Raw genomic sequence first — 17313 nt, forward strand, 5'->3', positions numbered from 1 at the left:
GACGCTGACACATCCTCATCACGCCTAACCTTACGGGACTTTCTCTCATGGCTACCTACGATCTCGTCGTCATCGGCACCGGACCGGGCGGTTATGTCTGCGCGGTGCGCGCAGCCCAGCTCGGCATGAAAGTCGCCGTGGTCGAAAAGAACGCAACCCTCGGCGGCACCTGCCTCAATGTCGGCTGCATGCCGTCGAAGGCGCTGCTGCACGCGTCCGAGATGTTCGAGGAAGCCGGGCACTCCTTCGCCAAGATGGGCGTGTCGGTCTCCTCGCCGAAGCTCGATCTTCCCGCGATGATGAACTTCAAGCAGCAGGGCATCGACGGCAACGTCAAGGGCGTCGAGTTCCTGATGAAGAAGAACAAGATCGACGTGCTCAAGGGCACCGGCAAGATCTTGGGGACCGGCAAGGTCGCGGTCTCCGCCGACGGCAAGTCGCAGACGATCGAAACGAAGAGCATCGTGATCGCGACCGGTTCGGACATCGCGCGCCTCAAGGGCATCGAGATCGACGAGAAGCGCATCGTGTCCTCGACCGGCGCGCTGTCGCTCGACAAGGTGCCCGGCAAGCTCTTGATCGTCGGCGCCGGCGTGATCGGCCTCGAGCTCGGCTCGGTCTGGCACCGTCTCGGCGCCGAAGTCGTCGTCGTCGAATTCCTGGATCGCATCCTGCCCGGCATGGACGGCGAGATCGCCAAGCAATTCCAGCGCATCCTGGAAAAGCAGGGCTTTGCGTTCAAGCTCGGCGCCAAGGTCACCGCGGTCGACAGCTCAGGCAAGACGCTGAAGGCGACCATCGAGCCCGCCGCCGGCGGCGCCGCCGAGACGCTGGAAGCCGACGTCGTTCTGGTCTGTATCGGCCGCGTGCCCTACACCGACGCGCTCGGCCTGAAGGAGGCCGGCGTCGCGCTGGACAATCGTGGCCGCGTGCAGATCGATCCGCACTTCGCCACCAGCCTGAAGGGCGTCTATGCCATCGGCGACGTCGTCGCAGGCCCGATGCTCGCGCACAAGGCCGAGGATGAAGGCGTGGCGGTGGCCGAGATCATCGCCGGCCAGGCCGGCCACGTGAATTACGATGTGATCCCAGGCGTCGTGTATACCACGCCGGAAGTGTCCTCCGTCGGCAAGACCGAGGAGGAACTGAAGCAGGCGGGCGTGGCTTATACCGTCGGGAAATTTCCCTTTACCGCCAACGGCCGCTCCAAGGTCAACCAGACCACTGACGGCTTTGTGAAGATTCTCGCAGATGCGAAGACCGATCGCGTGCTCGGCGTGCACATTATCGGCCGCGAAGCCGGCGAAATGATCCATGAGGCCTGTGTTCTCATGGAGTTTGGCGGCAGTGCGGAGGATCTCGCGCGCACCTGCCACGCGCATCCAACCCGCTCGGAGGCCATCAAGGAAGCCGCGCTTGCAGTCGGCAAGCGGGCCATCCATATGTAGCCAAGCGCCCAGCGCCGAATCGGGCGGGAAACACATGCTGCGCCGCCTTCTTCAACCGGTCTGGGTCCTGCTTGCGATCGTCTTCCTGATCGAAGCCTGGCTGTGGGACCATCTCGAGCCGATCGTTGCGCGGGTTGTCGCAGCCGTCCCGCTCGCACGTTTCAAGCAATGGCTGACGGAGCGCGTCGATGCGCTGTCGCCGGCCATGACGCTGATCGTGTTCGCGGTCCCCATCGTCCCGCTGTTTCCGCTCAAGCTGGTCGGCCTGTGGCTGCTCACGCATGAATACTGGACCAGTGCGGTCTTCACGATCGTTTTCGCGAAGCTGCTCGGCGTCGGCGTCACCGCCTTCGTGTTCGACGTGACGCGCGACAAGCTTTTGGAGATGCACTGGTTCGAGCGGATCTACGATCTGGTGATGAAGGTCCGCGCCAAGGCCGCCGAGCTGGTCGACCCGATCAAGCGCCGTATCCGCGAGCTGATCGCCGGCAACGGCGAGGGCTGGTCGTCACGCACGCTGCGTGTGATCCAGCGCTTCAGGAAGAGCGTGCACCAGGCGCGGTAGCTGCCCGCACATTCAGTCTCTCACCGTCACCCCCGCGCAACCGCGAAGCGGTTGTCGCTGGAGGTGGCCGCTTCTTCAGCGGCCGCCCTGGAAGGGCGACGGCCCGGCTGCATCTCGGCCGTTCATCCTTCGAGGCTCCGGGCGCAGTGCTGATGCACTGCGCTCCTCGCACCTCAGGATGACGGAGTTGGTGCGACGCTGCTGCGCCAACTAATGCAAATGCACCAGATGCGGCCACCACAGGCCGAGCGCGGTCATGAGCAGGCCGCCGAGCGTCAGGATGCCGGCGACATAGGCCAGCGCGAACATGCCGGTGATGATGGTGGCCGAGGCCAGCACGATGCCGATCTGGAAGGCGGCCGACGCCAGCTCGAAGTGATGGTATTTCGCGGTCGCCTCGTCGCGCTCGTGCTCGGCATGCTTGGCCTTCTCGGCGAGCTGCTCGGTGCCTTCGCCGGTCTCGGGCTCGGAGCGGTAGCGCTGCGCGGTCTTGGTCCAGTCGTCGATCTGCTTCTGCACCGTCGCCTTCATGGCGTCGTCGGTGGTGCCGGCCAGCGTCAGCTTGCCCTGCTCGGCCGCGGTCACCACCACGGTACGGCGGATGCTCTTGGCCTGGAAGAACGCCCAGAGATTGGCGCCCTCGACGTTCTTGCTGATGGATTCGGTCTGGGCGCCCTTGCCGAGCGTCTCCGAGATCGCCAGGAACAGCGCCAGCACGGCGATCAGGAGCGCGATCTTCTTGTTCGAGCCGGACGCGTGTTCGGCGTGCTCGGCATGCTCCATGCTTTCATGTGCGCTCATCAGTCTCTCCTGCCTCGGTTCCGCAACGATTGACCGAACCGCGCGGCGAGCGCAAGAGGCACGCTCGCTGTGACAGCTTCATGTCAGGAATCAGTGGCGTTCAGCGCCTTGGATGCGCGCTGGCATAGACTTCCAGCAGGCGCTCGGAATCGATTCCGGTATAGATCTGCGTGGTCGAGAGCGAGGAATGGCCGAGCAATTCCTGGATGGCGCGTAAGTCCCCGCCGCGTGACAACAGATGCGTGGCGAAGGAATGCCGGAGCGCGTGCGGCGTCGCGCTGTCGGGCAGGCCGAGTGCGCCGCGCAGCCGCTCCATCGCGAGCTGGATGATGCGTGGGCTCAAGGGACCGCCGCGCGCGCCGACGAAGATCGGGCCCTCGGCGGGCAACGGATACGGGCACATCGCGACGTATTCCTGCACGAGCTCGAGCACGTTCTGCAGCACCGGCACCATGCGGGTCTTGTTGCCTTTGCCGGTCACGATCAGCACGTCGCCCTCGCCGGGACGCGGCACCTCGCGGCGCTTCAGCCCGAGTGCTTCGGAGATGCGCAGGCCGGAGCCGTAGAGCAACGCCATCACGGCAGCGTCGCGCGCCAAAATCCAGGTCTCGCGATCCTCGCCCGCCCGCTCGTCGGCATCGGCAAGGCGCTTGGCCGATGCCATCGGCAGCGGCTTCGGCAAGGTCTTGGCCACCTTCGGCGCGCGGATCGCCGAGAGTGCGCCGACCTTGCCCTTGCCTTCGCGCTCGAGGAAGCGGCCGAAGGAGCGCAGGCCCGCCAGCGCACGCATCAAGCTGCGGCCGGCAATGTCGTCGGCGCGGCGCATTGCCATGAAGGCGCGGACGTCGGTGGCTTCCAGCGCGGCGAAGCGCTCGAGCGTCACGCGTTCCCCCCAGTGGCTGCAGAGGAAATCCAGGCACTGCCGCAAGTCGCGGCCATAGGCTTCCAGCGTCTTCGGCGACAACCGCCGCTCGGCGCCGAGATGCGACAGCCAGCGCGTCATCTCCTGCGCGATCGAGGGATCGGCGCTGGCGAGTTCGATTTGTGGGGTGACGGCTTTGCTCATGCGCACTGGACGTGGTGATTCCACCCAGTATATCGCATCACACCCGTTTATCGTTCGCTAAGGCCGCCTCAGGGCGCTAGCCTTGAGGCCCCCGGTTCCGATTCTTCGTTCATGGATCACACCTCGCGCAGCACCACCGCCCCCACCAACGCGACCGGCATGGTCGACGTGCTGGTGCCGGTCGCGCTCGACCAGACCTATTCCTACAAGGTGCCGCGCGGGATGGAGCTGAGGGCGGGCGATCTCGTCGCCGTGCCGCTCGGGCCGCGCGAGGTGCTGGCCGTGGTCTGGGGAGAGAACGCCAATCCCGATCCGCGCCTGCACAACCGTCTCAAGGAGGTCAACGAGAAGCTCGATATCCCGCCGCTCAAGCCCGAGCTGCGGTCCGTGGTCGACTGGGTCGCCAATTACACGCTGAGCCCGCGCGGCATGGTGCTGCGCATGTGCCTGCGGATGGGCGAGAATCTCGGCCCCGAGCGGGTGCGCCCCGGCGTTCGCCTGGTCGGCGATCCGCCGAAAAGGCTGACGCCGGCGCGCCAGCGCGTGATCGAGGTGCTGTCGGACCGGCTGCTGCACGGCAAGTCCGAAGCCGCCAAGGAAGCCGGCGTCTCCTCAGGCGTGATCGACGGGCTCGTCGACGAGGGCACGCTCACGGTCGAGCCGATGCCGCCGCCTCCGCCGCCGCCCGTGCCCGATCCGGATTTCGGCCGGCCGGACTTTACCCCGCTGCAGCGCGCGGCGGTCGACACGATGCGCGCGCTCGCGGCCAACGGCACCTTCCACGTCGCATTGCTCGACGGCGTCACCGGCTCCGGCAAGACCGAGGTCTATTTCGAGGCGATCGCGGAAGCCATCCGCCGCGGCAGGCAATCGCTGATCCTGATGCCGGAGATCGCGCTCACCGGCCAGTTCCTCGATCGCTTCGCGCAACGCTTTGGCGTGCGGCCGATCGAATGGCATTCGGAGCTGACGCCGCGCACGCGCGCGCGGAACTGGGCGGCGATCTCTGGAGGCAGCGCGCCGGTCGTGGTCGGCGCGCGCTCGGCGCTGTTTCTGCCCTACGCCAAGCTCGGCCTGATCGTCGTCGATGAAGAGCACGACCAGGCCTACAAGCAGGACGAGGGCGTGCATTATCACGCCCGCGACATGGCGGTGGTGCGGGCGCATATCGCCAAGATCCCGGTCGTGCTGGCCTCGGCGACGCCGTCGGTCGAGTCCGAGGTCAATGCGCGCAAGAACCGCTATCAGCGCATCGCGCTGCCCTCGCGCTTCGGTGGCCAGCACATGCCGCATATCGAGGCCATCGACATGCGCCGCGAGCCGCCGGCGCGCGGCCGCTTCATCTCGCCGCGGCTCGCGGGGGAGATCAGAAAAGCGATCGAGAAACGCGAGCAGGCGCTGCTGTTCCTCAATCGCCGCGGCTATGCGCCGCTGACCCTGTGCCGCGGCTGCGGCCATCGCTTCGCCTGCACCATCTGCGATGCCTGGCTGGTCGATCACCGTTTCCGTCAGCGCCTGGTCTGCCATCATTGCGGCTTCTCGATGCCGCGTCCGCATCTCTGCCCGAATTGCTCGGCCGAGGAATCGCTGGTCGCGGTCGGCCCGGGCGTCGAGCGCCTGCAGGAGGAGGCGGCGGCGCTGTTTCCGCAGGCGCGCACCATGGTGCTGTCGAGCGATCTCATCACCTCGATCGAGACGATGCGCTCGGAGCTTGCCGAGATCGCGGAGGGCCGCGTCGACATCATCATCGGCACGCAGCTCGTGGCCAAGGGCCACAATTTCCCGCGGCTCAATCTGGTCGGCGTGGTCGATGCGGATCTTGGTCTTTCCAACGGCGATCCGCGTGCGGCGGAACGCACCTGGCAATTGCTCAACCAGGTGATCGGCCGCGCCGGGCGCGAGCAGGGCCGCGGCGTCGGCTATCTCCAGACCCACCAGCCCGATCATCCCGTGATGAAGGCGCTGATCGCCTGCGACCGCGAGGCCTTTTACGACAGCGAGATCGATCTGCGCGAGCGCACGCTGTATCCGCCGTTCGGCCGGCTCGCCAGCCTGATCATCTCCGCCGGCGACCGCCCGAGCGCCGAGGGTCTCGGCCGCCGCCTCGTCGCGCTCGCCCCGCGCGACGAGCGCGTGGTGGTGCTGGGACCTGCGGAAGCGCCGCTCGCCGTGATCAAGGGCCGCTACCGCTTCCGCATCCTGGTGAAATCGGCGCGCGGTTTCGATCTGTCGGACTATTTGCGCAATTGGCTCGCCGTCTGCCCGAAGCCGACGGGCAATCAGAAGCTCGAAGTCGACGTCGATCCGCAGAGCTTCTTATAGCGGGCCACCGCTCTCTCCCCTCTCGTGCCCCGGACGCAGTGCAGCGCCCTTCAGCGCTGCGCTGCTGAGCCGGGGCCCATGGCGCCATGCTGCACCGTGTTGCTCTGGGTCCCGGCTCTGCGCCGCAACGCTCACGCGTTGCAGCTTGTCCGGGACACGAGCGGCGATGACGAGCCAATAAACCAAGAAAAAAGCCCGCGGTCCCCCAAGACCGCGGGCTTGTTTCATGCGCGCATCAAACTGATGAAAACTGCGCGCGCTCGATGAGACGCTTTGTTGCGCCTTAGGAGACGACTTCCGCGGTGACGCGGCCGACGCCGGCGCCGGTGAGGCCGATGGCGCGGGCAGCGCCCGTGGAGAGGTCGAGAACCCGGCCGCGAATGAACGGGCCGCGGTCATTGATGGTGACGACAACGCTCTGGCCGCGGTGGGTGACGCGCAGCTTGGTGCCGAACGGCAGCGAGCGGTGCGCCGCGGTCAGGGCGTTCTGGTTGAAGCGCTGGCCCGAGGCCGTGCGGCTGCCGGACTCGTTGCCGTAAAAGGAGGCCACGCCGGAGAAGCTGTGGCCCGTGCCCGAGGTCGGCGTCATCGACGCATTGGCGTTGCGCCAATCGGAGGTCGCGTTGGTATCGGTCTGAGCGTGGTGGCGGTGATGATGATGCCGGTGATGCCGGGATTTGGCGGAAGCTTCGGTGGCAGTTCCACCGATGAGGAGAGTTGCGGCTACGAAAGCAATCGCCGTGCGTGGCCGGGTCACAAAGCCCAGCGTCTTCAAAGACAGCATTTAGTGGTCCCTAAGCTAGTATTGCCACACATGTGGCTAGTGGAGCCCCCATCAGTTTGTGAGCGGGTTGGCGTTTCGATTCCTAATGAGGCGTGAATTGGGCAGTAAATCCATTCTGTGTCGTCATGAAACATCTTGTTACCGCGACGAGATATTCAGCGGATGTTGCGTAATCTTCGCCTTTAACGATTTGTTAATTCACTTAATACTTCGAAATACTGTAAAAACGAAGTCATCACCTTGAGCATTTAGAATTGGGTAAGTATTCGGCGAGTGGAGCCGGCGAGGCGGGAATCACGCCTCAGCGATCCGTGTTCATGGCCGCTATGCGCTGAGAGCAGGAACCAACAAGGCGAGACACGGCAGAACCCCGCGACAATTCCGTGACGGGCACCTCGTCACCATGTCCCTGCTCAAGTCCCTGATAGCGGTCGTCGGATCGGGTAGTGATCGATGCATCCAGCGTGCGACGAACTGGCGACAGAACCTCGTGCCTTTAATTTGGCGTCATGTTGCACCTGCGCGCCTGCTATGTTAGCAAAGCCGCGATTTTAACGGATCCGGCACGTCCCGTGTCGGCCGGAAATCGAAGTCCCGCTTGAATTCCAAGGGCTTGGATCGCTTGGCGCCGCGTTGTGGCGACGGTTTTTCCCTTGCGAGTTTGACAGCAAAAAGAGCGCGTCTGTGGCTGCAGAAGATACGTCCGTTTCAGGTGTGTCCGGCCGTTATGCAACGGCCTTGTTTGAACTGGCCCGCGACCAGAAAGTGGTCGACGAGGTCAAAGCCGATCTCGAGAAATTCGAGGCCATGCTGAACGAGAGCGCCGATCTGAATCGCCTCGTCCGCAGCCCGGTTTTCGCAGCCGATGCCCAGTCCAAGGCCCTGTCGGCCGTGCTGGCCAAGGCCGGCATCGCCGGCATCTCCGCCAATTTCCTGAAAGTCCTGACCGCCAATCGCCGCCTGTTCGCGGTGGTCGACGTCATTCGCGCCTACCGGGCCCTGGTCGCCAGGTTCAAGGGCGAGGTGACGGCCGACGTCACCGTGGCGGAAACGCTTTCGGACAAGAATCTCGACGCCCTCAAGGTTGCCCTGAAGTCGGTGACCGGCAAGGACGTCGCGCTCAACGTGAATGTCGATCCCTCGATCATCGGTGGCCTCGTCGTCAAGCTCGGCAGCCGCATGATCGATAGTTCGCTTCGCACCAAACTCAATTCGATCAAGCACGCGATGAAAGAGGCAGGCTGATGGACATCCGCGCCGCGGAAATTTCCGCGATCCTCAAGGACCAGATCAAGAATTTCGGCCAGGAAGCTGAAGTCTCCGAAGTCGGACAGGTGCTGTCCGTCGGCGACGGTATCGCTCGCGTCTACGGTCTGGACAACGTTCAGGCCGGCGAAATGGTCGAGTTCGAGAACGGCACCCGCGGCATGGCGCTGAACCTCGAAACCGACAACGTCGGCGTCGTGATCTTCGGCGGCGACCGTGAGATCAAGGAAGGCCAGACCGTCAAGCGCACCCGCGCCATCGTGGACGCGCCGGTCGGCAAAGGCCTGCTCGGCCGCGTCGTTGACGCGCTCGGCAATCCGATCGACGGCAAGGGCCCGATCCAGGCCGACAAGCGCATGCGCGTCGACGTCAAGGCGCCCGGCATCATTCCGCGCAAGTCGGTGAGCGAGCCGATGGCGACCGGCCTCAAGGCGATCGACGCCCTGATCCCGATCGGCCGCGGCCAGCGCGAACTGATCATCGGCGACCGTCAGACCGGCAAGACCGCGATCGCGCTCGACACCATCCTGAACCAGAAGCCGCTCAACGCGCAGCCCGACGAGAACATCAAGCTGTACTGCGTCTACGTCGCGGTCGGCCAGAAGCGCTCGACGGTTGCCCAGTTCGTGAAGGTGCTGGAAGAGCAGGGCGCGCTCGAATATTCGATCGTCGTCGCCGCCACCGCGTCGGATCCGGCGCCGATGCAGTACATCGCGCCGTTCACGGCCTGCACCATGGGCGAGTTCTTCCGCGACAACGGCATGCACGCGGTCATCATCTATGACGATCTGTCCAAGCAGGCCGTCGCCTACCGCCAGATGTCGCTGCTGCTGCGCCGCCCGCCGGGCCGCGAAGCCTATCCGGGCGACGTGTTCTATCTGCATTCCCGTCTGCTCGAGCGCGCGGCCAAGCTCAGCAAGGATCACGGCTCGGGCTCGCTGACCGCACTGCCGGTCATCGAAACCCAGGCCAACGACGTGTCGGCCTACATTCCGACCAACGTCATCTCGATCACCGACGGCCAGATCTTCCTGGAAACCGACCTGTTCTTCCAGGGCATCCGTCCCGCGGTGAACGTCGGTCTGTCGGTGTCGCGCGTCGGCTCCTCGGCGCAGACCAAGGCCACCAAGAAGGTCGCCGGCAAGATCAAGGGCGAGCTGGCGCAGTACCGCGAAATGGCGGCTTTCGCGCAGTTCGGCTCCGACTTGGACGCCTCGACCCAGCGCCTGCTGAACCGCGGCTCGCGCCTGACCGAGCTCCTGAAGCAGCCGCAGTTCGCGCCGCTGAAGATGGAAGAGCAGGTCTGCGTGATCTGGGCCGGCACCAACGGCTATCTCGATCCGCTCCCGGTCAACAAGGTGCGCGCGTTCGAGGACGGCCTGCTGTCGCTGCTGCGCGGCAAGAACGTCGAGATCCTCAATTCGATCCGCGATACCCGCGACCTCTCCGACGACGTGGCTGCCAAGCTGAAGTCGGTTGTCGAAGGTTTTGCGAAGAGCTTCGCGTAAGAAAGAACCGTCGCGGCCGGGCTAAAGCGCGAAGCGCGTCTTCGCAATTGAAGTCCCGGCCATCCACGTCTAGCGACGTGTGAGACGGCACGTGGATGCCCGGGACGAGCCCGGGCATGACGACTGGGATAGGCTAGCGGCTTGATCCAAGAGATCGAACCGCCGGGGTGAACGAAGAATGGCGTCACTTAAAGACATGCGCGTGCGCATCGCCTCCACCAAGGCGACGCAAAAGATCACCAAGGCCATGCAGATGGTCGCTGCGTCCAGGTTGCGCCGCGCCCAACAGGCGGCCGAAGCTGCGCGCCCCTATGCCGACAAGATGAGCGCGGTGATCTCCAACATCGCCAGCGCTGCCGCCGGTTCGCCCGGCGCGCCGGCGCTGCTTGCCGGCACCGGCAAGGACCAGGTTCACCTGCTGCTGGTCTGCACCGGCGAGCGCGGCCTGTCCGGTGCCTTCAACTCCTCGATCGTGCGTCTCGCGCGCGATCGTGCCCAGGCGCTGATGGCGCAGGGCAAGGAAGTCAAATTCTTCTGTGTCGGCCGCAAGGGCTATGAGCAGCTCCGCCGCCAGTTCGACAAGCAGATCGTCGAACATCTCGACCTGCGCAGCGTTCGTCAGCTCGGTTTCGTCAACGCCGAGGACATTGCCAGGAAGGTGCTGGCCCGTTTCGAGAATGGCGAGTTCGACGTCTGCACGCTGTTCTACGCGCAGTTCAAGTCGGTGATCGCCCAGATCCCGACCGCGCAGCAGATCATTCCGCTGGTCGTGGAAGAAAAGGCGGCGAATGCGCCGACGACGTCCTACGAATATGAGCCGGAGGAGGACGAACTCCTTTCGGGCCTGCTGCCGCGCAACATCGCGGTGCAGATCTTCCGCGCGCTGCTGGAGAACACCGCTTCGTTCTACGGCGCGCAGATGAGCTCGATGGACAACGCCACCCGCAACGCCGGCGAAATGATCCGCAAGCAAACCCAGATCTACAACCGAACCCGTCAAGCCCAGATCACCAAGGAGCTGATCGAGATCATCTCCGGCGCCGAGGCGGTCTGACGCACGAACTCAACGACGGTCGTTCAAGTAAAGAATTTCGAAGGAGAGCTTCATGGCTACAGCAGCTAACCCGGTCGGTCGCGTCACCCAGGTCATGGGCGCCGTCGTCGACGTTCAGTTCGAGGGCCACCTCCCGGCCATTCTCAATTCGCTGGAAACCAAGAACGGCAACATCCGCCTCGTGCTGGAAGTTGCGCAGCATCTCGGTGAGTCCACCGTCCGCACGATCGCGATGGACGTGACCGAAGGTCTGGTGCGCGGCCAGGAAGTGACCGACACCGGCCAGCCGATCCGCGTTCCCGTCGGCGAAGGCACGCTCGGCCGCATCATCAACGTCATCGGCGAGCCGATCGACGAAGCCGGCCCGGTCAACGCCGAAAGCCTGCGCCCCATCCATCAGGACGCGCCGAGCTATACCGACCAGTCGACCGAAGCTGAAATTCTGGTCACCGGCATCAAGGTCGTCGATCTCCTGGCTCCGTATGCGAAGGGCGGCAAGATCGGCCTGTTCGGCGGCGCCGGCGTCGGCAAGACCGTGCTGATTCAGGAGCTGATCAACAACGTCGCGAAGGCGCACGGCGGTTACTCCGTGTTCGCCGGCGTCGGCGAGCGTACCCGCGAGGGCAACGACCTCTATCACGAGTTCATCGAATCCAAGGTCAACGCCGATCCGAAGAATCCGGATCCGAGCGTGAAGTCGAAGTGCGCGCTGGTGTTCGGTCAGATGAACGAGCCGCCCGGCGCCCGCGCCCGCGTCGCGCTCACGGGTCTCACCATCGCGGAAGACTTCCGCGACAAGGGCCAGGACGTGCTGTTCTTCGTCGACAACATCTTCCGCTTCACCCAGGCCGGCTCGGAAGTGTCGGCGCTGCTCGGCCGCATTCCTTCGGCGGTGGGTTATCAGCCGACGCTCGCCACCGACATGGGCGCGCTGCAGGAGCGCATCACCACCACGCAGAAGGGTTCGATCACCTCGGTGCAGGCCATCTACGTTCCGGCCGACGACTTGACCGACCCGGCGCCCGCGACCTCGTTCGCGCATCTTGACGCGACCACCACGCTGTCGCGCTCGATCGCCGAAAAGGGCATCTATCCGGCGGTGGACCCGCTGGACTCGACCTCGCGCATGCTCTCCCCGCTGGTCGTCGGCGAGGAGCACTACGCGGTTGCCCGTCAGGTCCAGCAGGTGCTGCAGCGCTACAAGGCGCTCCAGGACATCATCGCCATTCTCGGCATGGACGAGCTTTCGGAAGAGGACAAGCTGACGGTGGCGCGCGCTCGCAAGGTCGAGCGCTTCATGTCGCAGCCGTTCCACGTCGCCGAAATCTTCACGGGATCGCCGGGCAAGTTCGTCGAGCTCGCCGACACCATCAAGGGCTTCAAGGGCCTGGTGGAAGGCAAGTACGACCACCTGCCCGAAGCCGCCTTCTACATGGTCGGCACGATCGAAGAAGCCGTCGAGAAGGGCAAGAAGCTGGCGGCGGAAGCCGCCTAAGCTGGCGAATAGCGAACAGGGAGTGGCGAATAGCTGCTCCCTGTTTCAAGCAATCGCCATTCGCTACTCACCATTCGCAGGTTTGTTATGGCCACCTTCCACTTCGATCTCGTCTCTCCGGAAAAGCTCGCCTTCTCGGGCGAGGTCGATCAGGTCGACATCCCCGGCGTCGAGGGTGATTTCGGCGTGCTGGCAGGGCATGCGCCGGTCGTGGCCGCGATCCGTCCGGGCATCCTCACCATCACCACCGGCGGCCGCCATGAGAAGGTCATCGTGCTCGGCGGTCTCGCCGAAGTCTCCGAAAAGGGCCTGACCGTGCTCGCCGATGTCGCGACGTCGCTGGCCGAGCTCGACCGCGCCCAGTTCGCCGCGACCATCTCGGAGATGGAAGAGGGGCTGAAGGAGCATGAAGGCGGCGAGCTCGATCAGGCGATCGAGCGGCTCGACCACTTCAAGAGCATCCAGCAGCAGCTCAACTCCACGGCTATGCACTAAGCCCCGGGGCACCGCTCCGGGGCTCGAACGAGAATCCTGCAAGACATTCCCTGACCAAGTGCAGCGCTCGTCACACCCGTGGCGGGCGCTGAAACTTTGTTGCACCCCGCCGCCGATAACGGCATTCTGCAGGTGCGAATTTGGTCCGGGGGCCGGTGGCGGATGAAACGCAAGATCGCAGCGATTTTCGCGGCCGATATTGCCGGCTACTCGAGACTGGTCGCGGAAGACGAGGAGGAGACGCTGCGGCGTCTGGCCTCCTATCGCGAAGTCGTCGACGATTTCATCGCGAGGGCCGGCGGGCGCATCTTCAATACGGCGGGCGATGCCGTGCTCGCGGAATTCCCGAGCGCGGTCGATGCGGTGCGTTGCGCGATCGACATCCAGGAATCCCTGCGGACCCGCAACATGGCCTATCCGCCGAGCCGGCAGATGTCGTTCCGCATCGGCATCACCATCGGCGACGTGGTCGAGCGCAACGGCGATCTGCTCGGCGACGGCGTCAACATCGCGGCGCGGCTGGAGGGTCTCGCCGAGGTCGGCGGCATCTGCGTCTCGCGCGCAGTGCATGAGCAGGTCGCCAACAAGCTCTCGGTGCAGTTCGCCGATATCGGCGCGCAGGAGGTCAAGAACATCCCGACGCCGGTGCATGCCTACATGGTGGCGATGCGGCGCGAGGACGGCAGCTATACCAAGCCGCAGCTGAAGAAGGCGGGCTCAAAGCTCGCCACGGCGCCGGTATGGATGTGGCCGCTGGTGGTCGCAGTCGTCTCGATCGCCGCCATCGGCGTCACCGGCTTCCTCTACAACACCAAGCTCAAGCAGACGGCGAATGTCGCGGCGACGCCGGCCGCAGCACCAAGCGCGGAGCCGAGCTCCGCGCCGACGCAGCTCGCCAAGGCGCCGATGTCGCCGATGGCGCCGCAGAATGCTGGCGCTGCGATGGCGCCGATGCCTGCGCCGTCACCCTCGGCCGCGCCGATAGCGGGCAAGTTTGCGGCCGACAGCGTGCCCTTCATCAACGAGCGCGTCCGCACCTTTCTTGCCGGAGACTATTCCACCGCCGGCGACTACAAGGCCTTCGCGCTCAATGTCGGCGGCTTCACCGGCTCGGCCCTGAATCAGCCGAACGAGGAGGCCGCGCGCAACACCGCGCTCGATCAGTGCCAGAAGCGCGCCGATGCCGCGCAATCGCCGCGGCGCTGCGAGCTCTATGCGGTCGGCAACAACGTCGTCTACACGCACGGCAAGCCGCCGATGCCGCCGTCTCCCTATTTCCGGCGCGACGCCATGACCGAGCGGAGCTTCGCATCGAAGGAGTTTCCGATGGTGCGCGAACCGCAAAAGGTCCGGCTCGAGAATATGTTCGTGCCGGCGGCGAAATCCCGCTCGGTTGCGCTCGGCCCTGGCGGACAATATTTCATGGTGCTCGGCGCCTCGTCCGCCGAAGATGCAGCGCGCCGTTCGCTGGAATCGTGCGGCGCGATTGCCGGCGTGGCGTGCCTCGTGGTCGCAATCGACGACAATTTCGTCGTTCCGATCGCGACGCTGTTCAGGATCACCGGCTTCTTCAATGCCGCCTCCAACGCCTCGATCATGGCGGATGCGCGCGGCGAGGTCGTGCGCAAGCTCGGTGACGGCATGGGCTGGAACGCGGTCGCGGTCGGCACCGCGGGCCGGCCAGGCCTCGGCGTCAAGGCAGCCGACGAGCAGGCCGCCGTCACCTCCGCACTCGCCGACTGCGCCAAGCGCGACAGCGACTGCCACGTCATCGCGCTCGGCCCGTTCACGGTGGGGCCGATTAATTAGCGCGTGCTTTGATTGAGCCCGATCGCTGCCGGGCGCGAGATGCGCTCCCTCTCCCGCTTGCGGGGGAGGGCTGGGGTGGGGGTGTCTCCGCAACGGGACACTCCCTGGGTGGAGAGAGCCCCCACCCGGCGCTTCGCGCCGACCTCCCCCGCAAGCGGGAGAGGTTGGACACCCGTGACGGATTGCGCAGCGCGGTGAACTTCTTCCGCGGTGTCAATCGCTTCACAACAACCACACCGCACCGCGCCGGCGGCGGCCTTCTACTGTGCATGGGGTTGTTTTCGCAGTTTTAGTTCGCGAAGGCCGCAAACTCTCCTGCCACCGCGCGATAGACCTCCCGTCGGAACGGCACCACGACGTCGGCAACACGGTCCAGACGCTCCCAGCGCCAGGCGTCGAACTCGGCGGGCTGGCCGTTGCGCGGCGTCAGCGGGTCGATCTCGTCATCCTTGCCGGTGAAGCGCAGCGCGAACCATTTTTGCCGCTGGCCGCGAAACTTCGCGAGGCGATGCGTCTGCGGTCCGTCATAGGGCGGGAATTCGTAGCTGAGCCAATCGGTCTCGCCGAGATAGTCCGCGCTGACGACGCTGGTCTCCTCCCAGAGCTCGCGCATCGCGGCATCGCGCAAATTCTCGCCGTCGTCGACGCCGCCCTGCGGCATCTGCCAATCGAGGCCGGGCAGGATGATCTCGGGACCGTCGCCCTTGAAGCGATGGCCGATCAGCACGCGGCCATCGGTGTTGAAGAGGGCGATCCCCACGTTGGGGCGGTAGGGCTTTTCAGTCGTCACGCGCAAATCTCTCATCGTCATTCCCGGGTGCATTAGCACCGAAGCCGGGACGACAATTCGATTTATTGGTCCGCCAGCGCAGAAAATTCCTGCACCACGCGCTCATAGACCGGGCGCTTGAAGGGAATGATCAGCCCGGTCAGATTCTTCATCGGTTCCCAGCGCCAGCTCACGAATTCGGCCTTGTGGCCGCCGCCGCCAGGATTGGCGACATTGATCTCGCTGTCCTTGCCGGTGAAGCGCACGGCGAACCATTTCTGGCGCTGGCCGCGGTAGCGGCCCTTCCAGGCGCGCCCGGCGACCGTGCGCGGAATGTCGTAGGTGAGCCAGTCCGGGACCTCGCCGAGCCGCTCGACCGAGCGCACGCTGGTCTCCTCATAGAGCTCGCGCTTGGCGGCTTCCCAGGTGTCCTCGCCGGGATCGACGCCGCCTTGCGGCATCTGCCAGACATGGGTGTCGTCGACATGCTCGATGCCGCCGGCGCGGCGGCCGATGAACACCCGTCCCTCTGTGTTGATCAGCATCACACCGACGCAGGTCCGGTAGGGCAGATCCTCGTAACGCGCCATTCCGCCAGACCTCTCGCATGCTGCTGGTTGCGGCTTGACCGGTCCCGCGGGACCCGTGCCGTACCAATCCGTTGATTTAGCTGGATTTTGATTTCAGCATCGCGGTTGTCAATGGCACCAAAAGGATACCCCGGTCGCCCAATGTCTTGGTCCAGGCGCCGATGCGCTCGATCGAGACGGGAAGGGCGGAGGCGGTGCCGACAGCCGCGCCGCGCTCGCGTGCCGCCGATTCGAGCTTGTTCAGGGCGCGGTCGATCTCGGTCGGGGTCGGCACCACGTCGATCGCGATGTCGCCCTTGCCGAACGGCATGGCCTGGTTCGCCGCGGCCTGGGCTGCAATGCTGCGGGGCGAGGAGCCGTCGTCGAAGAAACCGAGGCCGCGCTTGGCCGCCTCGCGGATGATCGGCTGCATCGCCGGCTCCGTCGCGACGAAGCGGGCGCCCATGAAATTGGTGATGCCGGCATAGCCCTGCATCCGGCTGAAATGCCAGTACAGGCGGTCCATGTTCTGGTCGGCGCTGAGCGAGGTCAGCAGCGTCTGCGGTCCCGGATCATTGTCGGGGAAGTCGTAGGGCTCCATCGGGATCTGGAGGAAGATCTCGTGGCGCTGCGCGCGGGCCCGTTCGGCGAGCTTGCCGGGATCGGTGCCGTAGGGCGTGAAGGCCAGCGTCACCGCTGCCGGCAGCCTCATGATGGCATCGGCGGTCTTGGCGGCGCCGACGCCGAGGCCGCCGATCACGATGGCGACCACGGGCATCTTGGCGGCCTTGGCGCGATCGGCGTCCGCCGCATAGACGTTGAACGGCTTCAGCCCGTCGGCGACCACCGGGATCATGCCGTAGCGTGACTTCTCAAGCAGTTTTGGATTGATCCCGGCCATGACCGGCGGCGGGGCCGAAGGGGCCCCGGCCTTGTCGCCTGCGTCCTCGCCGATCACCACGTCGTGGCGGGCGCCGGTGGAGCCGTCGATCATGGTGACGGTCTTCTGCTCGCCGGGGGCGGCCTGCTTCGGCGCCTCCTGGCTGTCGTGCTTGCCGTCCTGCTTGCTAGCTTGCTTGCTGTCCTGGCCGGCGGCCGGCTTCTCGTCGGCAGCCTTGTCGGCGCCCTTCTCGCTGATGGCGATCCGCGTCATCGGCTCGCCGCCGAGCGGATCCTTGTTGAAGATGGCGAAGCCGGCAAAGGTGAGGAGGAACAGGCCGAGCAGCACGGCGAGCGCCTGCATGGCCGTGAACGGCAGCCGCAGCCGGCGTTTCCGGCGCGGCTTGTCCTGTCCGAGCGGGGCGCTCAGATCATCGGCCGTTTCAGTCATGCGCGATCCCGAATCACTGCCAATGACGATAC

General features: G+C 65.2%; 15 protein-coding genes. 9 read left to right on the forward strand and 6 right to left on the reverse strand.

The features are described from left to right. The first annotated feature begins 47 nt into the window (after window positions 1-47). Both lpdA and CIT37_RS02075 read left to right on the forward strand, forming a co-directional pair. A complete protein-coding gene (gene lpdA / locus CIT37_RS02070; RefSeq protein WP_028139214.1) occupies window positions 48-1448 on the forward strand; it encodes a dihydrolipoyl dehydrogenase in 1401 nt (466 codons plus the stop codon). A 34-nt stretch (window positions 1449-1482) separates the two neighbouring features. Beyond that, window positions 1483-2013: a hypothetical protein gene (locus CIT37_RS02075; protein ID WP_028139213.1), complete on the forward strand. Its 531-nt coding sequence runs from the start codon at window positions 1483-1485 to the stop codon at window positions 2011-2013. A gap of 210 nt (window positions 2014-2223) precedes the next feature. Here the strand turns inward: CIT37_RS02075 and CIT37_RS02080 are convergent, their stop codons facing one another. Both CIT37_RS02080 and CIT37_RS02085 read right to left on the reverse strand, forming a co-directional pair. Continuing rightward, window positions 2224-2814: a DUF4337 domain-containing protein gene (locus tag CIT37_RS02080; RefSeq protein ID WP_028139212.1), complete on the reverse strand. Its 591-nt coding sequence runs from the start codon at window positions 2812-2814 to the stop codon at window positions 2224-2226. A 100-nt stretch (window positions 2815-2914) separates the two neighbouring features. Next, window positions 2915-3880 (reverse strand): tyrosine recombinase XerC, encoded by a 966-nt coding sequence (locus CIT37_RS02085; protein ID WP_095425480.1) that lies wholly within the window; start codon window positions 3878-3880, stop codon window positions 2915-2917. Window positions 3881-3991: 111 nt separating this feature from the next. Here CIT37_RS02085 and CIT37_RS02090 point away from each other — a divergent pair, with 111 nt between their 5' ends. Continuing rightward, entirely contained in the window at window positions 3992-6202 is a 2211-nt protein-coding gene (locus CIT37_RS02090) for a primosomal protein N' (protein WP_095425479.1), read from the forward strand. 283 nt (window positions 6203-6485) lie between these two features. Here CIT37_RS02090 and CIT37_RS02095 read toward each other — a convergent pair whose 3' ends face one another. Continuing rightward, window positions 6486-6986: a septal ring lytic transglycosylase RlpA family protein gene (locus CIT37_RS02095; protein ID WP_028139209.1), complete on the reverse strand. Its 501-nt coding sequence runs from the start codon at window positions 6984-6986 to the stop codon at window positions 6486-6488. Window positions 6987-7670: 684 nt separating this feature from the next. Here CIT37_RS02095 and CIT37_RS02100 point away from each other — a divergent pair. The 6 genes from CIT37_RS02100 (at window position 7671) to CIT37_RS02125 (ending at window position 14613) form a co-directional block, all read left to right on the forward strand. After that, window positions 7671-8231: a F0F1 ATP synthase subunit delta gene (locus CIT37_RS02100; RefSeq protein ID WP_095425478.1), complete on the forward strand. Its 561-nt coding sequence runs from the start codon at window positions 7671-7673 to the stop codon at window positions 8229-8231. After that, complete coding sequence (gene atpA / locus CIT37_RS02105; RefSeq protein ID WP_028139207.1) at window positions 8231-9760, forward strand: F0F1 ATP synthase subunit alpha; 1530 nt, start codon at window positions 8231-8233, stop codon at window positions 9758-9760. Before CIT37_RS02100 ends, atpA begins: the two co-directional genes overlap by 1 nt. Window positions 9761-9938: 178 nt before the next feature. After that, a complete protein-coding gene (locus CIT37_RS02110) occupies window positions 9939-10814 on the forward strand; it encodes a F0F1 ATP synthase subunit gamma (protein ID WP_095425477.1) in 876 nt (291 codons plus the stop codon). 52 nt (window positions 10815-10866) lie between these two features. Beyond that, window positions 10867-12309 carry a F0F1 ATP synthase subunit beta gene (gene atpD / locus CIT37_RS02115; protein WP_095425476.1) on the forward strand — a complete coding sequence of 481 codons (1443 nt, stop codon included), beginning with the start codon at window positions 10867-10869 and terminating at the stop codon, window positions 12307-12309. Window positions 12310-12396: 87 nt separating this feature from the next. Beyond that, a complete protein-coding gene (locus CIT37_RS02120; RefSeq protein ID WP_091964925.1) occupies window positions 12397-12804 on the forward strand; it encodes a F0F1 ATP synthase subunit epsilon in 408 nt (135 codons plus the stop codon). Window positions 12805-12966: 162 nt separating this feature from the next. Next, a complete protein-coding gene (locus CIT37_RS02125) occupies window positions 12967-14613 on the forward strand; it encodes an adenylate/guanylate cyclase domain-containing protein (protein ID WP_095425475.1) in 1647 nt (548 codons plus the stop codon). Between the two features lie 289 nt (window positions 14614-14902). On the opposite strand, the gene CIT37_RS02130 is transcribed toward CIT37_RS02125, so the two are convergent. The 3 genes from CIT37_RS02130 to CIT37_RS02140 all read right to left on the reverse strand — a co-directional run bounded on the left by CIT37_RS02130 (window position 14903) and on the right by CIT37_RS02140 (window position 17281). Next, window positions 14903-15403 (reverse strand): RNA pyrophosphohydrolase, encoded by a 501-nt coding sequence (locus tag CIT37_RS02130; protein WP_161966313.1) that lies wholly within the window; start codon window positions 15401-15403, stop codon window positions 14903-14905. A gap of 62 nt (window positions 15404-15465) precedes the next feature. Next, complete coding sequence (locus CIT37_RS02135) at window positions 15466-15972, reverse strand: RNA pyrophosphohydrolase (RefSeq protein ID WP_028139202.1); 507 nt, start codon at window positions 15970-15972, stop codon at window positions 15466-15468. A gap of 76 nt (window positions 15973-16048) precedes the next feature. After that, a complete protein-coding gene (locus tag CIT37_RS02140; RefSeq protein ID WP_028139201.1) occupies window positions 16049-17281 on the reverse strand; it encodes a divergent polysaccharide deacetylase family protein in 1233 nt (410 codons plus the stop codon). Window positions 17282-17313 lie beyond the last annotated feature (32 nt).

This window comes from Bradyrhizobium ottawaense, assembly GCF_002278135.3.
GTDB lineage: Bacteria > Pseudomonadota > Alphaproteobacteria > Rhizobiales > Xanthobacteraceae > Bradyrhizobium > Bradyrhizobium ottawaense.